General features: G+C 43.1%; 13 protein-coding genes. 7 read left to right on the forward strand and 6 right to left on the reverse strand.

The genetic code is table 11. The features are described from left to right. Positions 1 to 160: 160 nt before the first annotated feature. Positions 161 to 2,356, reverse strand: a complete 2,196-nt coding sequence (locus RDV52_RS08545) for a S9 family peptidase (RefSeq protein WP_004366068.1) — start codon at positions 2,354 to 2,356, stop codon at positions 161 to 163. Positions 2,357 to 2,416: 60 nt separating this feature from the next. Between RDV52_RS08545 and RDV52_RS08550 the strand changes: the two genes are divergently transcribed. Both RDV52_RS08550 and RDV52_RS08555 read left to right on the forward strand, forming a co-directional pair. Then, complete coding sequence (locus RDV52_RS08550; RefSeq protein ID WP_004366067.1) at positions 2,417 to 3,307, forward strand: TIGR01212 family radical SAM protein; 891 nt, start codon at positions 2,417 to 2,419, stop codon at positions 3,305 to 3,307. 287 nt (positions 3,308 to 3,594) lie between these two features. Further along, a complete protein-coding gene (locus tag RDV52_RS08555) occupies positions 3,595 to 6,057 on the forward strand; it encodes a transglutaminase domain-containing protein (protein WP_004366066.1) in 2,463 nt (820 codons plus the stop codon). A gap of 451 nt (positions 6,058 to 6,508) precedes the next feature. On the opposite strand, the gene RDV52_RS08560 is transcribed toward RDV52_RS08555, so the two are convergent. Both RDV52_RS08560 and RDV52_RS08565 read right to left on the reverse strand, forming a co-directional pair. Next, complete coding sequence (locus tag RDV52_RS08560) at positions 6,509 to 7,186, reverse strand: copper homeostasis protein CutC (protein WP_004366065.1); 678 nt, start codon at positions 7,184 to 7,186, stop codon at positions 6,509 to 6,511. Positions 7,187 to 7,191: 5 nt separating this feature from the next. Then, on the reverse strand, positions 7,192 to 8,550 hold the full coding sequence (locus RDV52_RS08565) for an alpha-L-fucosidase (RefSeq protein ID WP_004366064.1): 1,359 nt from the start codon (positions 8,548 to 8,550) through the stop codon (positions 7,192 to 7,194). Positions 8,551 to 8,782: 232 nt separating this feature from the next. On the opposite strand from RDV52_RS08565, the gene RDV52_RS08570 reads away from it, so the two are divergent. Together RDV52_RS08570 and RDV52_RS08575 are read left to right on the forward strand one after the other, a co-directional pair. Next, entirely contained in the window at positions 8,783 to 9,826 is a 1,044-nt protein-coding gene (locus RDV52_RS08570) for a hypothetical protein (protein WP_004366063.1), read from the forward strand. 57 nt (positions 9,827 to 9,883) lie between these two features. Then, on the forward strand, positions 9,884 to 11,509 hold the full coding sequence (locus RDV52_RS08575; protein WP_004362244.1) for an OmpP1/FadL family transporter: 1,626 nt from the start codon (positions 9,884 to 9,886) through the stop codon (positions 11,507 to 11,509). A gap of 193 nt (positions 11,510 to 11,702) precedes the next feature. Here RDV52_RS08575 and RDV52_RS08580 read toward each other — a convergent pair whose 3' ends face one another. After that, a complete protein-coding gene (locus RDV52_RS08580; protein WP_004366062.1) occupies positions 11,703 to 13,664 on the reverse strand; it encodes a hypothetical protein in 1,962 nt (653 codons plus the stop codon). A 343-nt stretch (positions 13,665 to 14,007) separates the two neighbouring features. On the opposite strand from RDV52_RS08580, the gene RDV52_RS08585 reads away from it, so the two are divergent. After that, positions 14,008 to 14,808 (forward strand): hypothetical protein, encoded by an 801-nt coding sequence (locus RDV52_RS08585; RefSeq protein WP_004366060.1) that lies wholly within the window; start codon positions 14,008 to 14,010, stop codon positions 14,806 to 14,808. 243 nt (positions 14,809 to 15,051) lie between these two features. On the opposite strand, the gene RDV52_RS08590 is transcribed toward RDV52_RS08585, so the two are convergent. Next, positions 15,052 to 16,575 (reverse strand): hypothetical protein, encoded by a 1,524-nt coding sequence (locus RDV52_RS08590; RefSeq protein WP_004366059.1) that lies wholly within the window; start codon positions 16,573 to 16,575, stop codon positions 15,052 to 15,054. A 10-nt stretch (positions 16,576 to 16,585) separates the two neighbouring features. Beyond that, a complete protein-coding gene (locus tag RDV52_RS08595) occupies positions 16,586 to 17,023 on the reverse strand; it encodes a hypothetical protein (RefSeq protein ID WP_004366058.1) in 438 nt (145 codons plus the stop codon). Positions 17,024 to 17,398: 375 nt separating this feature from the next. Between RDV52_RS08595 and RDV52_RS08600 the strand changes: the two genes are divergently transcribed. Beyond that, entirely contained in the window at positions 17,399 to 18,310 is a 912-nt protein-coding gene (locus RDV52_RS08600) for a glycosyltransferase family protein (protein WP_004366056.1), read from the forward strand. Between the two features lie 76 nt (positions 18,311 to 18,386). Beyond that, positions 18,387 to 19,430, forward strand: coding sequence for a DHH family phosphoesterase (locus RDV52_RS08605; protein ID WP_004366055.1), 1,044 nt, complete (start codon positions 18,387 to 18,389; stop codon positions 19,428 to 19,430). Positions 19,431 to 19,524 lie beyond the last annotated feature (94 nt).

The following is a 19,524-nucleotide window of genomic DNA, read 5'->3' on the forward strand; positions in this document are numbered from 1 at the left end:
TAGTATCGATTACAAGCCTTTTACTTTATAACAAATTATTGCGTCGGCAATTATTTGCAGATAATTGTAAGTCGTTTTCGGCTTAGCCCAAATCGGTGGTGTAAAAACCCTGAAGTTATAAGTACAGGGCACCTATAACAACTGATAAGTTCTATTAGTCTTATTTCAAGTTTTTTACAAACCATTCTGTTATTTGTCGGAAGAGATGGTTGCGTGTATTGCCACCGAAAATACTGTGGTTACGATTCGTATAGAAGTTTTCTTTGAAGTCTTTGTCGGCTTGTACCAATGCTTCTGAATACTCGTAAGCATTCTGAATATGCACATTATCGTCGGCAATACCGTGACAGATGAGCAGTTTGGCATTCATTTTCGATGCACGTTCAATAGGATTTACAGCGTAGCCGTCAGGATTCTCCTGCGGTGTGCGCATATATCGCTCGGTATAAACGGTGTCATACCAACGCCAATTGGTAGGTGGCGCAACAGAAACACCCGCTTTAAAGGCGTTGCGACCTTCGCTCAAGCTCATCAAAGTGTTGAAACCGCCAAAGCTCCAACCCCATATTCCAATATTATCGGCATCAACGTAGGGTTGCTTTGCTATCCAAAGTGCAGCCTCAACTTGGTCTTTCGATTCCAAATCGCCCAACTTCAGATAGGTGCATTTCTCAAATTCAGAGCCACGGGCACCTGTTCCACGTCCATCTACACAAGCAACGATAAAGCCTTGCTGCGTGAGATATGCCTCGTAGATGCCACCAGCACCCATTGAACCAAGTGCCCAGCGGTCTACAACCTGCTGGCTGCCAGGGCCACTGTATTGGAAGAAGATGACAGGATACTTCTTAGTAGGGGCGAAATTCTTAGGTTTTACTATCCAGCCGTTCAGCTGAACACCTTCAGAAGTAGTGAATTTGAAGAAGTCGCGAGCAGGCAAATCGTACTTTGCCATATCCTTTATGAGCTTATCGTTGTTGAGAACTTCGCGCACAACCTTTCCCTTGTTGTTGTAGATTGCGTATGAATAAGGAGTATTGCGGTCGCTCCAATTATTCAGGAAGTACTTATAATCGCCAGAGAACACAGCAGAGTTCCAGCCCTCTTTCGTTGTCAGACACGTTACTTTTCCGTGTTTGTCAGCCACATATACCTCGCGTTGCATCGGTGTCTTTGCAGCAGCTTGGAAGTAAGTCTCACCTGTTTTCTCGTCAAAGCCGTAAACTTCTATGACATCATACTTGCCCTTCTCAATCTGACGAATGAATTTTCCGTCAATGGTGTAGAGGTATAAGTGCATATAACCGTCGCGGTCGGAAGGGAAAAGTATGTAATCGTTCATCACGAGAATACCTCCCATCGCATCTTCCTTCACATATTTGTTGGCTTTCTCTTTGATTAGCAAGCTACATTCGCCCGTAGTTGGGTTGGCTTTATAGAGATTTAGCTCGTCTTGATGGCGGTTCATCGTATAAATAACAATGCGGTCGGCAAACTTCGTAGGCTTTATGCGTGGAATATAACCATCGGCATCGAGTGGCAAATTGTAGGTAAGTGTCTTGCCAGACTCCAACGAATAAGCGTGAACGGACACTTTAGAGTTGTCTTCGCCAGCCTTTGGATACTTGTAAGAATAATCGCCAGGATAAACCTCGTAGTTCTTAAATGCAGGCTTTGCACCTTCGAACATTTGCAACGAATAGGTTTTCACCTTCGATTCGTCGTAACGTATCCAGCTCAAAGTCTTGCTGTCGGCACTCCAAGCCAAGGCATTGTTGAACCCGAACTCCTCTTCGTTCACCCAATCGGGCAATCCGTTGATTATTTCGTTGAACTTACCGTCGGTCGTTATCTGCTTTTCAGTCGTTCCATCAGTTACGAAGATATTGTTGCTGCGCACAAATGCGATATTCTTTCCATTTGGTGAGAAGGTCGGAATTTGCTGCGGACCACCCTCAGACAGTTTTTTCAGCGACTTGCTCTTTACATTATATAGAAGGAAATCTGCCGTAAAGGAACGGCGATAAATTCGTTTTGTATCCGTTTGAATAAGGATAAACTGTCCGTTGTCTGTGATTTCATAATCTTCTATCGACTTTAGATTGGAATCATGGTACTTGGTAAAGTCGAAAAGCACACCTGTTTCTTTACCCGTAACAAAAGAATAGGTTACTATTTTCTTTCTATCCGCAGAGATTTGCGCATAGTCCGACGTCCCTTTCAATGGGTTAATGCCAGAAATAGTCTTCGCTGCGAAAGCACCTTTCGTTATATCTTCCAACTTAAGAGGCTCACCTGCAAACGCATGAATAGACGTTGCTATTAACGCTGCACACATAAGAAGTATTTTTTTCATTGTATATTAAATTGATTTAGTGCAGCAAAAGTACAAAAAAAGAAGTAAATTTGCAAAACAATGGAACAATACTATCATGATTTTGGTACTTGGATAAGAAATCAACTGCCTTTCCGAGTGCAAAAGATTTCAATAGACGCTGGCTTTACTTGTCCTAATCGGGACGGCAGAATAGGTATCGGTGGCTGCATTTTCTGCGATAACAAGAGCTTCAATCCGTCGTATTGCAGCCACAAAAAGAGCGTAACAGAACAGTTGGAAGACGGGAAACGCTTCTTTGCACAGAAATATCCAGAAATGAAATACTTAGCTTATTTCCAAGCATATACAAACACATACGATACAGTAGACAAGCTAAAACAGCTTTACGAAGAAGCTTTGAAAGTGGAAGATGTTGTAGGAATTGTGATTGGAACACGTCCCGACTGTGTCAGCAGTGAATTATTGGACTATTTGGAGGAACTGAACAAGCGGACATTCCTAATCGTAGAATACGGCATTGAAAGTTGCAACGACGACACACTGCGCTACATTAACCGAGGGCACGACTTTGCCTGCACACGCAAAGCAGTAGAAGAAACTGCCAAAAGGGGCATCTATGTGGGTGGACATGTTATTATGGGACTGCCCGGCGAAGATGCTTCAGAAAGCCTGAGACAGGCTCCTATCATATCGTCGCTGCCTCTGACGATGCTCAAAATACACCAAATGCAGATTATAAAAGGTACAAGATTAGCGAAGATATACAAAGAAAGGCCTTTCCATTTATATACCATTGAGGAATATATCGACCTTATTACCCAATACATCGGACTGCTTAGAAGCGACTTAGTATTGGAAAGGTTTGTTACACAAAGTCCGCCCGAGATGCTGATTGCACCCAAATGGGGATTGAAGAATTATGAATTTACAAACCTATTGAATAATAGATTGAGAGAAATGAGATTATAATCAGTATTATAACGAGTTACAACACAGTGCCATATTCACGTGTAAAACGTGGTATTGCGTATGAATATATAAGATGGAACTATCAATACAAGGAAATGATTTTGTAAGTACGGCATAGCATACTCAGCTTTTGTGAGCTTTATAAAGATAATTTATGAATAGCAAATCAAGTTTCTTAAAAAAGACATAGTATAATTTCTATTACTCAATAAAAAAGCGTAATTTTGCCTAAAACAATATTTTTCTAAATCATTTTGAGCCTATTGGGTTCTCCGAATTTTACTAACATGAGAAAGAACTTTCTATTTTTACTCGCAGCAGTTCTGTGTTGGAACAGTAGCAGCATTGCAAACAGTTTTTACAATCCTCCTAAACGGAATGTAAAAACAGCACAAACACCCGCAACTAATTATTTGAATTTCCTGTATAAGTATATGGCTTTGCCCGACAAAACCGATTACAGCAAAGCCTTTTACGAGGAAAACGTTGCGCTGTCGTTGCGGGCACGCCGTGAAATGCCTTGGGGAAAGACTGTTCCCGAACGCGAGTTCAAGCACTTTGTGTTACCTGTTCGTGTGAACAACGAGAACTTGGACGATAGCCGGAAAGTGTTTTATGCAGAACTGAAGAACCGTGTAAAGAACCTGTCTATGCAAGATGCCATTCTCGAAGTGAACCATTGGTGCCACGAAAAAGTAACCTATCGCCCGACCGATGGGCGCACAAGCAGTCCCTTGGCTTCAGTTTGCACGGCATACGGAAGGTGTGGTGAAGAGAGCACTTTCCTTGTAGCAGCACTCAGATCAGTGGGTATTCCTGCCCGACAGGTATATACTCCACGCTGGGCACACACCGACGACAACCACGCATGGGTGGAAGCGTGGGCAGATGGCAAGTGGTTTTTCCTCGGAGCATGCGAGCCGGAGCCTATCCTAAACTTGGGTTGGTTCAACGAAAGTGCCTCTCGTGGCATGCTCATGCACACGAAAGTGTTCGGCGATTATGATGGTCCTGAAGAGGTAATGAGCAGGACTCCGCTCTATACGGAAATAAATGTAATCAGCAATTATGCACCTACGGCAGAGGTAAAAGTGGTTGTTGTAGACGAGAAAGGCAGGCGGGTGAAAGGTGCAAAAGTGGAATTTAAGCTCTACAACTATGCCGAATTTTACTCTGTGGCACGAAAAACGACCGATGATAACGGCGTGGCTACACTCACAGCGGGTAAGGGCGACATGATAGTCTGGGCGTCTAAAGATGGCAAGGTTGGCATCGACAAAGTTTCGTTTGGCAAGACCAAGGAGCTGCGCCTGGTGTTAAAGCGCGACGGATTGCCTCAAACAAAGACTTGGGACATAACTCCGCCACCTGTAAGCACGGTTCTACCGAATGTTACCGCTGCACAACGGGCAGAGAATACAAGGCGTTTGGCGCACGAAGACTCTATCCGTCAGGCATACGAAGCTACGATGAAAGACAGGTCGCGAGGCAATTATGCCACCATTCAGACTTTCTTGCGCGAGGCAAAGAACAAGGAAATGGCAAAGCGTCTGTTAGATGTTATCTCGGAAAAAGACCTCCGCGACGTGCAATTGACGGTACTGAAAGACCACGAAGTTGCCAAGACCGACACTTCGGAACTTTACTGCAAGTACGTAATGAACCCCCGTGTGGAGATAGAATGGCTGTCGCCTTATCGCCATTTCTTGGCTAAAAAGATGGCAGGCATAAGGTCTCCGCAGGCTCTTATAGCCTGGTGTAAGTCGAATATTGCCATCGACGAGACACACAACCCACAGCGATTGCGCATGTTGCCCATGAGTGTCTGGCGCGAAAGGAAGACCGACAAGTTGGGCAGGGCTATCTTCTTTGTGGCTGCTGCCCGCAGTTTAGGCTTCCCGGCTCGTATCAATGAAATCAACGGAAAGCTGCAATACAATGCCAACGGAGCTTGGATAGATGTAGAATTTGACGGTAAACAGGCGGAAAAGAGCGTGCCCAAGGGAGCGTTGTTGTTGGAATACAAGCCCACAAAGTATAACGACAACCCTAAATACTACAGTCATTTCACGTTAAGTAAAATAGAAAACGGCGTTGCACAGCTTCTTACTTATCCTGAAACAGCTACATGGAAAGACGATTTTTCTAAAGGAACAGACCTGGAAGAGGGTACCTATATGCTTATAACAGGTACGCGCATGGCAAGCGGACAGGTGCTGGCTGAAACCTATTTGTTCACGATAAAGGCAGGCAAGGAAACACGTTTGACGTTTACTATGCGCGAAGACGACAATGCAGTACAGGTAATAGGCAGCTTCTATGCAGAAGATATTTACCACGATAGGGCTACCAACAGCGACAAGAGCTTGCTGTCTACGGCAGGCAGAGGCTACTATATGGTAGGCATTGTTGCCCCGAACCAAGAACCAACCAACCACACCTTGCGCGACATCAGCACCTATAAGGCACAATTCGAGAAGTGGGGACGCAAGATGATCTTCCTTTTTGAAGATGCCGACAACCTGTCCCGTTTCAACTTTAAGGAGTTCGACAACCTGCCTTCCAATGTTGTCTGGGGCACTGATGTAGACAAGAAGATTGTGAACGAAATACGTGAACAGCTAAAGCTAAAGAGCCCGTCGCTCCCCATCTTCCTGATTTGCGACAGCTTCAATCGGGTTGTGTATGTCCAGCAAGGCTATACTATTAATATAGGTGAGCAGATTTTGAAAGTCATCGGGAAGCTATAAGTTGTAGCTACACAATTAAATTGATTAAAAGAGAAACTCCTATCTTGTTATCCAACAGCAAGATAGGAGTTTTAGTTGTATGTTTAGATAAATTTATACCCAGTCTTTATATATTTCCTGATTACTTTATGAGACCGTAAAGTAGTAATACCGATTACTTATCTTTTATGTCGAAAAAACACAATTTAGATGTAAATATTCTTTAAAAGAATAGCTATCGTCTAATCATCATGTTATCAGCACTTTACAAAAGAGGTTCTTTTACGTCTTAAAAGTGCCTCTTTTACACGGCAAAAGCGACTGTTTCGCATCGCAAAACAGCCGCTTTTGTATTGCCAAACCGAAAGGTTCACTTTTTAACAAAACTATCTTTACAAAAACGAGGAGATTTTTCTGTGCTTGCTTTCAACATTTAAAAGAATCCCATTACTTCAATAACTTTTGGCTGGGGCTACTTTATTTGTTGAAGAATTTGTGCAACTACCTCGGTAAGCGTCTCCTTTCTGCCACTTTCTACTACGCCCGATGCCGACCCATGAATCTCGGCTGCTCCTGTTTCTGCGAGTATCTTTTTTGCATTCAGTGGGGTTACGCCACCGCCGGGCAAGATGGTCATACGTCCTTCTGTGTGTTTTATATATTCTTTCAGTGCGGGTATGCCTGTCTCGGCAGTGGGAGCTTGCCCCGATGTAAGCACACGTGTGCAGTGTAGGGCTGCAAGTTCGTCAAGTGCTTTCAATGGATTTCTGCAGACATCGAAAGCACGATGGAAAGTAAAGGGTTTTCCTTCACAGGCGTCAATCAGTCGGCGCGTGGTCGCAATGTCTATATCTCCATCTGCAGTTAATGCACCACAGACTATTGCGTCAGTATATGAAAGTATTTCTTTAATATCAGTCTCCATCACTTTTATTTCTCCTTCATTATAACAGAAATCTCCTTCACGCACTCTTATAAGTGTATGAATGGTGAGTTTTGGAAACATTTTGCGTACTGTTTTTATGAGTCCCAACGATGGTGTCAGTCCGTCGAGCGATAGGGCAGAGCATAGTTCTATGCGTTGTGCTCCGCCCTTTACGGCGTTTATGACACTTTGCAGGCTTTCTGTGCAAACTTCTAATATCGGCATAATCGTTATTTTTCTATTTCTATAATATAGTCTACGACGTTCCTATGGCTTCCAATGTGGGTGGTAAGCGTTTTTGTCTTCTTGTCATAATGGAACGAAAGTGGCTGTCGGGAAGCGAAATCTATGACGCGTTTAGGCTTTACCGACAATGCACACGAAATGGTTTTAGCATCTTGTTCCAACACGTGCAGATAGGTTTTCTTGCCCTTTGATGTACTTACACCCCAGTCGGCTTCTGCAACATCGCCTGCCATGGTTTCGTAAATGGTTTCTCCATACTGCTGCATCCACTTGCCAATGCCTTGCAAACGGTCGAGTGCAAGCGCAGGAAGTTCGCCGTTTGGCTGTGGACCAATGTTGAGCAAGAGGTTGCTTCCCTTAGCTGCCGAGCGCACAAGGAGTTCTATGAGCTGGGAGGTTGATTTATAGTTAATGTCCGAAACCTTGTATCCCCACATGCCATTCATGGTCTGGCAGGCTTCGAGGGGTAGGCGACTGATGGCCTGACCGGACAGTCCAGCCTTGTTTTCGCCGGGCAAATCGCGTTCGAACATCTGGAAATCTTCTCCATCAATCGGAGTAATGTGATGGTTATTACCTATTAGACAAGCTGGCTGAATGCTGTGAATGTAGCGATAAAACTCCTCCATGCGCCAGTCGAACGGAATGCTGTCGCTGTCGTGATCCCAATAACCGTCCAACCAAATGGCACCCACTTTGCCGTAGTTGTGGAGCAATTCGCTTACTTGTCCCTTCATAAAGTTGAAGTAAGTGCCATAGTTTGGCTTCAGTTTTCTGCCAGTATAGAGCCCCGTCCGACCAATGGGATAGTCCTCGCGTATCCAGTCGAGAATGGAATAATATATGTGCAGGTCTATGTTTTGTTTGTGGCAGGCATTGGCAAGCTCTTTCAGTACATCGCGTTTGAAGGGTGTTGCATCTACGATGTTGTAGTTGCTTTCCTTTGTTTTGAACATTGAGAAACTGTCGTGGTGGCGCGATGTGAAAGTAATATACTTTGCTCCGGAGGCTTTGATGGCACTTATCCATGCGTCGGCATCAAAGTATGATGGATAAAAAGCCGATGCAGCCTTGGCATATTCGTCTTTGTTTATCTTGTTGTTCAAGTACCATTCGCCTTGTGCAAAGGTGCTGTAAATGCCCCAATGCAGGAATATGCCGAAGCGGAAGCCTTCGAACCGTTTGCGCGCAGCAAGGTTTTCGGCAGTGGGAATATACTTTTGTGGCACACTTTCAGTGGTTGTTGCCCTATTGTTGCTTTCCTGTTGTTGACTGTTTGTCTGTGCAAAGATAGGTATTGCCAGTGCAATGCCTAATAACGATGTGGTAATTATTCTTTTCATTATGTATTTCTTATGATTGTGCAAATATACTTAAAATGTTTGAAATGCATGCAATGATTATGTCTCTTTATACTTTATAGTATGACCTTACGAAGTATTGATTAGCTCAAAAAATAGGGAAAAACCTATATTAAGTTAGGGAAAATCCGTATATTTGCACACTAAGATGTGGTATTTTTGCATCAGATGAAAAATGAAATAAAGGGAAAACAAATAAAAGGGAGGTAATAATATGAAAAAGTTAGTTCTATTTTCAGTTATGGCTTTTGCTCTGCCAACCATCTTGTTGGCGCAAGACGATGTATATTTCACACCGTCGAAGGAGTCTATTCGTGAATATAAGGCAGCTAAAGTTGCTCGACGAGATGCTTATTATAGTGGTATAAACAAGTCGGACAGTGAGTATAACCGCAGAGTTTCTTTAGATAAAGTTTATAGGAAGATAGGTAAAGACTCATTAGGGAATGACATCGTTCAGGTAAAAGACCAGAATGGAACTTGTCAAGTAGACACAGTTTATCAGTTCGATCGTTATTTTGAAGATGCGGACAATGACTTTACGTACAGTCGTCGCATGGGTCGCTTCGATGATTTCTATGGTTATTACGATCCTTGGTACTATGGATATTCAGGCTTTGGCTTCCGTGCTTCGTTCGGTTATTGGGATCCTTGGTACATGAGCTATTATGATCCTTGGTACTATGGTTATTATGATCCTTGGTGGTATTACGGCTATCGTAGCAGATGGTACGACCCTTGGGGATATGGTTATTATGGTTGGGGATATCCATACTATTACTATGGTTATGCAAGACCAGGTTTCGGATACAGTTATCCTTCGGGACATACCGGCACAGCCAATCATTGGAGCGGACGTGGAGGCAGGTTCGGGAACAATAATTCGGTTTATTACGGACAGATGAACAGTGCAGGTCCAACACGCTCATTCGGCAGTATGAATGCCCGCAGCGGACAGTTTGGAAGGTCGGATGGTCGAGTTGTTATAGAAAGAGACAATTCTTTGTATAACAGAGGAGCCAATTTTGGAAATTCTTCCCGGAACAGTAGGTTTGAGAGTACCATCAGACGAGATTCTTACAACCGTGACAATTCATTCAACGTAGAACGCAATAGACCGCGAACTTATGAATCACGCCCTTCAAATACATTCAATGGAGGAAACTTTGGAGGCTCACGTTCGGGTGGTGGCACCTTCGGTGGTGGTAGCTTTGGCAGCTCCCGTTCGGGTGGCGGAAGCTTTGGCGGACACAGATAAGTTTTGCTTCTATAGTAAAAGAGTTTGTTTAAATAGGTAAATAACAAGAAGATAGTTATGAAAATACAGTATTATTTGCTGGCAGCAACGTTGTTTTCGTTGCCGGCAGCAGCACAAGAGACATACGAGAATGCCAATTTAACGAGTAGCGACCTTAACGGAACAGCACGTTATGTAGGTATGGGTGGAGCCATGGAGGCTCTGGGTGCGGATATTTCTACCATCAGCAGCAACCCTGCAGGTATTGGCTTGTTCCGTCGCAGTCAGTTTTCTGTGAGTGGTGGACTACTTATGCAGAGTAAAGGTAAGGAGTTTGGCGATGGAAAGAAGACAAACACCAGCTTCGACCAGATAGGTTTTGTTTATACAACACGTGCCCCTCGTGGTTCAAACATAAACTTCGGATTTAATTATAGCAAGAGCAAGAATTTCGATTTCCTGCTGAATGCAAGTGGGAAGTTGGGTAATGGTTCTCAAAACAACCAGTCTTACTTGAAACACGTGCTTGGTTCTGAAAGCTATGGAGGCTTCGATGTACGTCAGAAGGATAATGCTTATATAGGTTTTGCCAACCCACGAAGTAGCAATGTGTCTTGGACGTGGAATCAATTAGACTATTTGTACTTCAACACATTGTTGCCAGATGCCAACACTGCAGGCAAGTTTAATAGTTATCTGGCTGACTCTTACACATTCGACAAGGCTAATACGGGTTATGTAGGCAACTACGATTTCAATATTAGTGGCAGCCTTCACGACCAAGTCTACCTTGGTTTGACATTCGGATTGAAAGATGTGCATTACGATTCGGAGAGCAGATACTACGAGAAATTGTCTAATGGTGTAGGCAATGTAACGGTGCGAGACACCCGACGCATTACTGGTACGGGGTTCGATCTTACCGCCGGTATCATCGTTCGCCCTGTAGCCGACTCTCCTTTCCGTATTGGTGCCTATGTCAAGACACCTACATGGTACGATTTAACCACATCAAATGTAACTCGTATCGACAGAGTTACCAACACAGGAGGTAAGAACGATTGGGGTGAAGTGCCTAACAGCTACGATTATAAGCTATGGACACCCTGGAAATTCGGCTTCTCTCTCGGGCATACAGTAGGCAACTATCTTGCACTCGGTTTGACATACGAATATGAAGACCATTCTACTCTTGACACTCGAATAAACGATGGTGGTTATTATAGCGACTATTATGGTTCTTATTACGAGACTTCTTCATCAGACAAGGCAATGAACAAGCATACCAAACAAGCGCTAAAGGGTGTAAGTACATTGAAGATTGGTGCCGAATATAAGCCAGCAAGCAACTTGGCACTGCGTTTAGGCTATAATTATGTAAGTCCGAAGTACGATAAAGATGCACAGAGAGATCCTACAATTGTATCTCCAGGAAGTGCCTATTCTTCATCAACAGACTTTGTCAATTGGGAGTCTACCAACAGATTTACACTCGGTGTAGGCTATCAGATAAATAAATTCAACATCGATTTAGCTTATCAATACAGCGCACAGAAGGGAACCTTCTATCCATTCTCTACGATGAACTTCGCTATACGCGACACTGCAACGGGCACTACAACATCGTATTCTAACCAAGCAGCAGGAACAAAGGTAGACAATAATAGAGGACAGCTTCTGCTAACAGTGGGTTATCGCCTTTAATGTAAGTGCATTATATAATATTAGAAGAGGAGAATGTATGTCAATACATTCTCCTCTTTTTATTATGGTATATCGGCGTCAATCATAGGAAGAAATTATACGAGAAGATGCTACCTTTATTAAAAAAGCCCTAATCGCAACTTGCGATTAGGGCTTTTCCTTTATTTAATTATGGACAACATCGTGTCTCGTTCTATTTTACCAATATCTTTATGGTAGAGCCATCAGATAATTTTACGATATTCAGACCACGTTGTGGAGCACTGATTCTGCGACCGTCTATGGTATAGCGTGCTACTTCCTTCAGTTCGCCCTTGTTCTCAGATATACCTTCGATACCAGCAGGATCGTTAGACAAGTTGAATTTAGCAGCATTTTCAATCTTGCCATCATTGCGTATAATCATTGCGATGACTGCGAGCTTGTTATAGCCTGCCTTCTTGATGGCTTCTGCAATAATAGCCTTTTTCGGTAGCTTAAGCTTGTAGGTGTTGGTTACGACTTTGCCTTCCTGCAGTGGCTCGAGCTTTGCTTTGTTGTTGCCTGAAATATAAGAGCTGGTGAGCAGTACGTCGTCGTAAGTCAATGTAACCCTACTATTGCCATACTTGCCTCCCTTGCAGAACGGAATGAGGTATGAGTCCTTGATACCCCATTGACTGGCGGTTCTTGAGGCGTAATTGTTGCTTTGCTTCCATGAAGAAGCTGTTCCGGTAAGTTCGTCGCCAATAAGGGCATAGGCTATTTCGTACGTTCCGTTTATCAAAGGTTCGATGGTTGCCGTAGCGGTTACTTCGGTGCAATCGTCATTCAGCTTGCCTGTAACCGATACTCCTACCGCTGCAACGCGTGCAAGAGCTTCCTCGAAGTCGTCACAAATGCTGTTTCCCTTACCATAGAAAGGATCTATAACATCGTCGCGTTCTATCTTGCAGGTAGGTGCGCCGCCAAATTTAATCTTTGCATAGTCGGAGGTGTACATTGGGTCGGTATCGTTGAATTGGTGTATGGCAATACCCACGAAGCTTTCGCCGAACTTGTCGCGCAGCTTCTTCATACCTGCCCAACCGCGTGGACACCAGCCACAGCCAGTACCTGTCATTTCTTCTACAACGACGCCTCGCTTCACTTCCTTGCTGACAGTGGTCAGCTTGCAAGTTACGGACTTGTTGCTTGCCTCGTTAGGTTTTCCGTTTACCTTGGTAATGGTGATGGTCTTCGTGGTTGTTCCCGTCTTGGCATCGGCTGCAAGAGGAAGTTCGATAGTGAACTGACCTCCAAACGTATTGAACGATGGGTTGATGTCAATATGCTGTTCTGCACCCACAGTACCATCGGTAGCTATAGTATAGTCGATGCTGCTGACGCCGGCACTTCCACCATTGGTTACGGTGAGCTTGCCTTTGGCTACCTTGTTCTTCACTATGACAACGTCTGGTAATGTATTGGGAGCTACCGAATTCTTGGCAAAATTACCCTCTATGAGTATCTGAAGAGCCAGTCTGCCAAGACCTTCGCCCGAGAGGTCTGACCACTTGTCTACAGATGTCGAGGTACGAAGGAAGAGGCTGTTGGGTGTTTTATCGTCTCCACATGTAAGGACGGGATACTGTGTTACTTCGTTCGAAGCACTGGTAATGGTGAAAGTGTAACCCACGTAGACGCCTTCAGAGCCTATAACGTATGGTGTAGTCAGTGCAACGTCATTGGAAATTCCTTCTTTATTGCCGTTCTCATCGCCAGCTTTCAGAGACGATTGGTCTACGTTCTGAACATAGTCCGCCTTGCTGATGTCTTCGGGCAGTTTCTTTGAAATCCACACTTTTATGTTGCTCGTCTTTTGCTTATCGCGCAGATAGAAGCGAATGGCTTTGATGGTCTTTCCCACAACAGCGACATTGCCAGAGGTAATGAAGAATGCTGCATCGTAAGTCTCGGCTTTTCTCACTCCAAGTCCGGCACGGTGTTCGCTGTCAGAGCTGTATCCCCACCATACTTGATTGGCAGCGGGGTCTATCTTCTTGACTGGTGCCTTGTAATAAGTGGACAACTGTGCGTTTCCCACTGTACCTGGGTCTCGCTGTAATACTCTTGTTTGCGCATGGGCTGCAATACTCAGTACAGCTGCAAAGGTTAAAAATAATAGTTTTCTCATATTTACAAAAATTTAAGTTAATGTTCCGTATTCGCTTATTACAGCGTTGTTTAATACGGTTTTTTGTCTTTATTCTGCGATAATGGCACAACCTTAATAGATAGTTTCGACCTCTTTATTTTCTATTTTGAATTGTTACCTTTTATCAGTACAAATTTACAGAATTATTTTGAATGTACTATTTCATTATTATAAAAATTTACCAAAAAGGTTTAATAAATCTTTTGAGCAGTTCTTTATAGGGATTTCCCTATTGCAAAATAGAGAAAAAGCATTCCAACAGTTTACTATGTTCCTTAAATTTGCGGTATTGAAAAGGATAGAAACATAAAAAGTTATAATTATGAAACAGATTACTAAGTTTTTGATGGTGCTTGCATTGGTGGCTGTTCCCGTAGGATTTACAAGTTGTGATGACGACGAAGAATATTGTTACTACTATAACGACCTCGTAACAGAGGCTGTTCGGAACTATTGGTATACATATCCCAGTGGGGCTGATTACTATACGACAAGAAATTGGTTCTTGTATTACTATCCGTCGGCTACGGCAGTAGAATTTGCCGAGTTTATGAATGCAGTAAATTACGGCAGTGTAAATGACCCGCTAATGGCAGAAGCCCAGATGCTTTCAGGTGAATGGGCAGGCAAGATGACCATCGCTTTCGACGAGAATGGGAAGCGGCTTTCACAAACTTTCTATGCTAATATGAAGTTCTTCCAGTACGAAACGTCTAAGAACTCGCTGAGTGGGCATGGTACGGAGGTAGATACTGGGGCTGACGGTTCTACACAGACACTTGACTTCTCTTGGTCCGTAGACAAGAACGGCGACATATACATCAAGTACACTAAGTCTGGTACAATCTTCCGCATGGATGCTCATTCTTCACAGAAGGGCTTCCACCTTGGTTATGAAAAGGCAAAAGGTTACGATACCTTCTACGGTTACGGTATCAGTACGAATACTACAGATGAGTTTTATATAGATTTGGCACGCCAAGCAACCAACAATGCTAAGGGCAGAATGGTGAATTCGCGCACTGCAACAGAAGATGTTACGTGTCGAGTGTTTGGTAAAGCAGTGCGAAACAGTGGTCCTGCTTATTCAGCCAAAGCTGTTAGCGGATTGAGAGAACGATAAAATTTCTCAACTAAAGGACAGATTTCTTGCGAAGATAATTTTTGGAACCTGCTATCAACGGGGATGTAGGATTTTTCTTTAGCTCCGTTTTGTTTTAAAATGGAGTCCTACAAACCAACAACTTGAGTCTGACGGCATTCTGAAGTATCTAAATTCCAGGCGTAACTTTTATTAAAAAGCCCTAATTGCAGGTTGCGATTAGAGCTTTTTCCTTATTTAATTATAGAAACATCGTGTCTCGTTCTATTTTATCAATATCTTTATAGTAGAGCCATCAGATAATTTTACGATATTGAGACCACGTTGTGGTACACTAATTTTACGACCATCAATGGTATAACGGGCAACTTCTCTAAGTTCACCATTATTTTCAGAAATACCTCCAATCCCTACAGGATCAGACAAATAGAATTTTGCGGCATTATCAATCTTACCTTCGTTATTAATAATCATAGCAATCACAGCGAGTTTATTATAACCTGTCCTTGTAATAGCCTCTTTTAAAAGCTTTTTATTTGGCAATTTAAATGTATAAGTATTGGTTACAACATGATTGGTCTTAAGCGGTTCAAGCTTTGCATTGTTATTATGGTTTGAGTTATAAGAACTGGAGAGTAAAACGTCGTCGTAAACTAATGTAACTTTAGCTGCACTATATTTACCGCCTTTACAGAATAGTGCAAGATAAGGATCATTGGCAACATTAGCAGCTGCATACTTACTGTAATTGTTGCTTTGTTGCCAAGAGTTTTCTGTCCCCGTAAGTCCATCGCCAATTAGAGCGTATGCAATTTCATATGTTCCGTTTACCAAAGGCTCGATAGTTGCAGTTGCAGTTACTTCTGTTTTATCTGCGTTTAATTCTCCTGTTACCGATACACCAACTGTAGCAATGCGTGCTAATGCTTCTTTAAAATCTACACAGATATCTTCATCGGAACCATAGAATGGGTCCATAACATCATTACGGTCTATCTTGCAGGTTGGAGCTTCACCAAAATTAAGTTTTGCGTAATTTCTACAGTACATGACATCTGTCTCGTTATATTGGTGTATAGCAATACCTACAAAGCTATCAGCGAATTTATCGCGTAACTTCTTCATTCCAGCCCAACCACGTGGACACCAGCCACAGCCAGTTCCTGTATTTTCTTCTATAACTACACCTCTCTTTACTTGTTTGTTAACGGTAGTAAGTTTACAAGTTGTTGATTTATTCTCGGACTCGTTCGTTTTACCATTTACTTTTGTTATAGTAATAGTCTTTTCAGCAATTCCCGTATTCGCATCAGCTGCAAGAGGTAAACTAATTGTACATTGTGCACCCATTGTTCTTACTGGTGAATTGATAACAAGATGTTGTTCTGCATTTGGTATACCATTGGTGGTAATTGTGTAGTCAATACTGTTTATACCTTCAGTACCAGCATTAAATAAGACGAGCTTACTCTTTCCTGTAGTATTTTTTACAACAACAAGGTTTTGTAATGAACTTGGAGATACAGAGTTGTGTGCGAAATCCCCTTCGATAAGGACTTGTAATGCTAACTGTCCAAAACCTTCTTCAGCCAAATTCGTCCATTCTGTTGCAGTCTTTGAAGTACGTATAAAAAAACTATTCGGCTCTGGCCCACTATAGTTTACAATTGGAAACTTTGTTGTTCCTTCAGAAGCATCTGTAATCGTAACAGTGTAACCTATATATATACCATTGTTGCCAATAATATATGGAGTAGTTAGTTTTACATCATTTACCATTCCTTGCATATTTTCTCCTTCATCGCCAGCATTTTAGAGATGCTTGATCTACACTCTGGATATAATCTGCATTATTAATATTGTCGGGTAAACTTTTTGAAATCCAAATCTTCACATTATTTGTATGTACTTTGTCGCGTAGATAGAAGCGGATAGCTTTAATGGCTTTCCCCATAATAATAGAATTGCCTGGAGCAATAAAAAGAGCAGCATCGTATGTCTCAGTTTTCGAAACGCCTACGGCATTACGTTCTTCGTTTTCTGGCTGATAACCCCACCATACCTGATTTGCAGATGGTTCAATCTTCCTGATTGACACTTTATCTGAACCTGCTCTCTGTGAGATAGATAAATGTGCATTACTTGTTGTTTTCAAGTTTCGCTGAAATACACTCGTTTGTGCATAGACCGAAAAACTTAGTGCTACTGCAAAGGTTAAAAATAAAATTCTTTTCATATTTACAAAAGTTTAAGTTAATGGCCGACTTGAAAGTACGGCATTGTTGAATTAATTTATAATGCTTGTATTTTACGACAACAACATGATCATTGAGAGATTGTTTTTTATACTTCCTCAATATTGGATATATCTTTTTCCATTGGTTACAAAGGTAATAAATTGTTCATATTCCAACAAATATTTCATCTCTTTGTTTTCCAATGTAAAGACTGAAGAGGCAACTGTAGACTCTTTACCACCATAAAAATACCTGAAAATACCTCAGCACCTCATATTCTACACCTTTATTATATATTGTTTTCCAAACTTTTTGTATCTTTGCAACCCTAAAGCGATACATTTAGACCAGAAAATCATTAACAAATTAAAGAAATGAAACCAACATTATTACTTCTTGCAGCTGGCATGGGCAGCCGCTATGGTGGCTTAAAGCAGCTGGACGGACTTGGACCGAACGGCGAAACCATTATGGATTACTCCATATACGACGCCATAAAAGCCGGGTTCGGAAAGATAGTATTTATCATTCGCAAGGATTTCGAGGCTCAATTCAGAGAGAAAGTGCTGTCTAAATATGAGGGACACATACCTTCCGAGATTGTATTTCAAAGCGTTGATGCGCTGCCCGAGGGCTTTACAGTGCCCGAGGGGAGGGGAAAGCCATGGGGAACCAACCATGCCGTGCTAATGGCAAAGGCTGTTGTGCACGAACCTTTCTGTGTTATTAACTGCGACGACTTCTACAATCGCGATGCCTTCATGGTGATAGGGAAGTTTCTTGCCAACCTTCCTGAAGGCTCAAGGAACAAGTATGCCATGGTAGGCTTCCGTGTTGGCAACACCCTTAGCGAGAACGGAACAGTGTCGCGCGGACTGTGCAGCACGAACGAACAGGGACATCTGACCACCGTTGTGGAACGGACGAAGATAGAACGGCGCGATGGCAAGGTGCAATATATGGACGAAGACGGCAGCTGGACCACCGTTCCGGACAACACGCCCACCTCCATGAATGTGTGGGGATTTACTCCCGACTACTTCGAATACAGCGAAAGCTACTTCAAGGAATTTCTTTCCGACCCCAAGAACATTGAAAACAAAAAGTCGGAATACTACATACCAATGATGGTAAACAAACTCATTAATGACGGAACAGCCACCGTAGACGTGCTCGACACCACGAGTACATGGTTCGGCGTAACCTATCCGGCAGACAGGGACGGCGTCGTGGCACGCATAAGACAGCTTGTAGACGAAGGCATCTACCCCAAAAAGCTCTTCTAAACGCAAAAAAACTTCAGGCTATTTCGATGCATCAACGTATCGAAATAGCATACGCACAAGAACAACATAGAGACAAATGAACATCAGATTACTGGGCGATGCAGAAGCTAAACAGTTGCAGCAAATTGTAACCGAGGCAGAACACATCGTCATTTGTGCACATAAATCGCCCGATGGAGATGCCATAGGCTCTTCGTTGGCGTGGAAATTGTACCTGAACCAGATAGGTAAGACGGATGTAACGCTATGCATGCCAGATGCATATCCCGACTTCCTGCAATGGCTTCCAGGCGCAAGTACCGTGCTGCGATACGACAAGCACCCTGAAAAAGTACAACAGGCATTCGACAGGGCAGATCTTGTCTGCTGCTTGGACTTCAACCAATATGCACGCGTTGAGGCGATGCAAGCCACCCTTGAGGGCTGTCAGGCAAAGCGAATACTCATAGACCACCACTTGGAACCACAGACCGACAACGCAATAACCGTATCGCGACCTGACATGTCGAGTACAAGCGAAATGATATTCTACATCATCAGTCAGTTAGAAGGATACGACAGCATGACGAAAGAATGTGCACAGTGCATTTATTGCGGCATGATGACCGACACCGGAGGCTTCACCTACAACTCTACACGCCCCGAAATATACTTCGTAATCGGACAATTGCTGTCGAAAGGCATCGATAAGGACAGCATATACAACCGGGTCTTCCATAACTATTCGGTGAATGCGCTGCGCTTCCGTGCCCATATCATAGCCAGTAAGATGAAAGTTGTAAACGAATTGCATGCCGCTTACTTCATGGTAACCAGGGAAGACATGTGCCGTTTCCACTTTGTAAAAGGCGATTTGGAAGGTGTGGTGAACTCGCCGCTACAGATTAAGGGGCTGAAACTAAGCATATCGTTGCGCGAAGACACCGAACGCCCCAACCTTGTATTAGTAAGTCTGCGGTCAAGCAACGGGTTCCACTGCCAGCCAATGGCGGTCCGATACTTCAATGGGGGCGGACACGCCGATGCTTCAGGCGGAAAGCTCTACTGTTCTGTACCCGAAGCCGAACAAATAGTGCTGAAAGCATTGCTCGCTTTCCAGGACGAACTGAAGCGAAAATAAGAGAACTGAAATCCAATTTCAAAAAAAACGGGCAATCACTTGCTATATCCAAATAAATCATTTACCTTTGCAACCGAATTGAAAACATAAGGTT

It is taken from the genome of Prevotella nigrescens, assembly GCF_031191185.1.
GTDB lineage: Bacteria > Bacteroidota > Bacteroidia > Bacteroidales > Bacteroidaceae > Prevotella > Prevotella nigrescens.

What these genes read in the sequence shown, in the direction of transcription:
- RDV52_RS08605 (WP_004366055.1), top strand. Translation starts at nt 18,387, where the DNA reads ATGAACATCAGATTACTGGGCGATGCAGAAGCTAAACAGTTGCAGCAA.
- RDV52_RS08580 (WP_004366062.1), bottom strand. Translation starts at nt 13,664, where the DNA reads ATGAGAAAACTATTATTTTTAACCTTTGCAGCTGTACTGAGTATTGCA.
- RDV52_RS08565 (WP_004366064.1), bottom strand. Translation starts at nt 8,550, where the DNA reads ATGAAAAGAATAATTACCACATCGTTATTAGGCATTGCACTGGCAATA.
- RDV52_RS08555 (WP_004366066.1), top strand. Translation starts at nt 3,595, where the DNA reads ATGAGAAAGAACTTTCTATTTTTACTCGCAGCAGTTCTGTGTTGGAAC.
- RDV52_RS08600 (WP_004366056.1), top strand. Translation starts at nt 17,399, where the DNA reads ATGAAACCAACATTATTACTTCTTGCAGCTGGCATGGGCAGCCGCTAT.
- RDV52_RS08545 (WP_004366068.1), bottom strand. Translation starts at nt 2,356, where the DNA reads ATGAAAAAAATACTTCTTATGTGTGCAGCGTTAATAGCAACGTCTATT.
- RDV52_RS08575 (WP_004362244.1), top strand. Translation starts at nt 9,884, where the DNA reads ATGAAAATACAGTATTATTTGCTGGCAGCAACGTTGTTTTCGTTGCCG.
- RDV52_RS08590 (WP_004366059.1), bottom strand. Translation starts at nt 16,575, where the DNA reads ATGCAAGGAATGGTAAATGATGTAAAACTAACTACTCCATATATTATT.
- RDV52_RS08550 (WP_004366067.1), top strand. Translation starts at nt 2,417, where the DNA reads ATGGAACAATACTATCATGATTTTGGTACTTGGATAAGAAATCAACTG.
- RDV52_RS08560 (WP_004366065.1), bottom strand. Translation starts at nt 7,186, where the DNA reads ATGCCGATATTAGAAGTTTGCACAGAAAGCCTGCAAAGTGTCATAAAC.
- RDV52_RS08570 (WP_004366063.1), top strand. Translation starts at nt 8,783, where the DNA reads ATGAAAAAGTTAGTTCTATTTTCAGTTATGGCTTTTGCTCTGCCAACC.
- RDV52_RS08595 (WP_004366058.1), bottom strand. Translation starts at nt 17,023, where the DNA reads ATGAAAAGAATTTTATTTTTAACCTTTGCAGTAGCACTAAGTTTTTCG.
- RDV52_RS08585 (WP_004366060.1), top strand. Translation starts at nt 14,008, where the DNA reads ATGAAACAGATTACTAAGTTTTTGATGGTGCTTGCATTGGTGGCTGTT.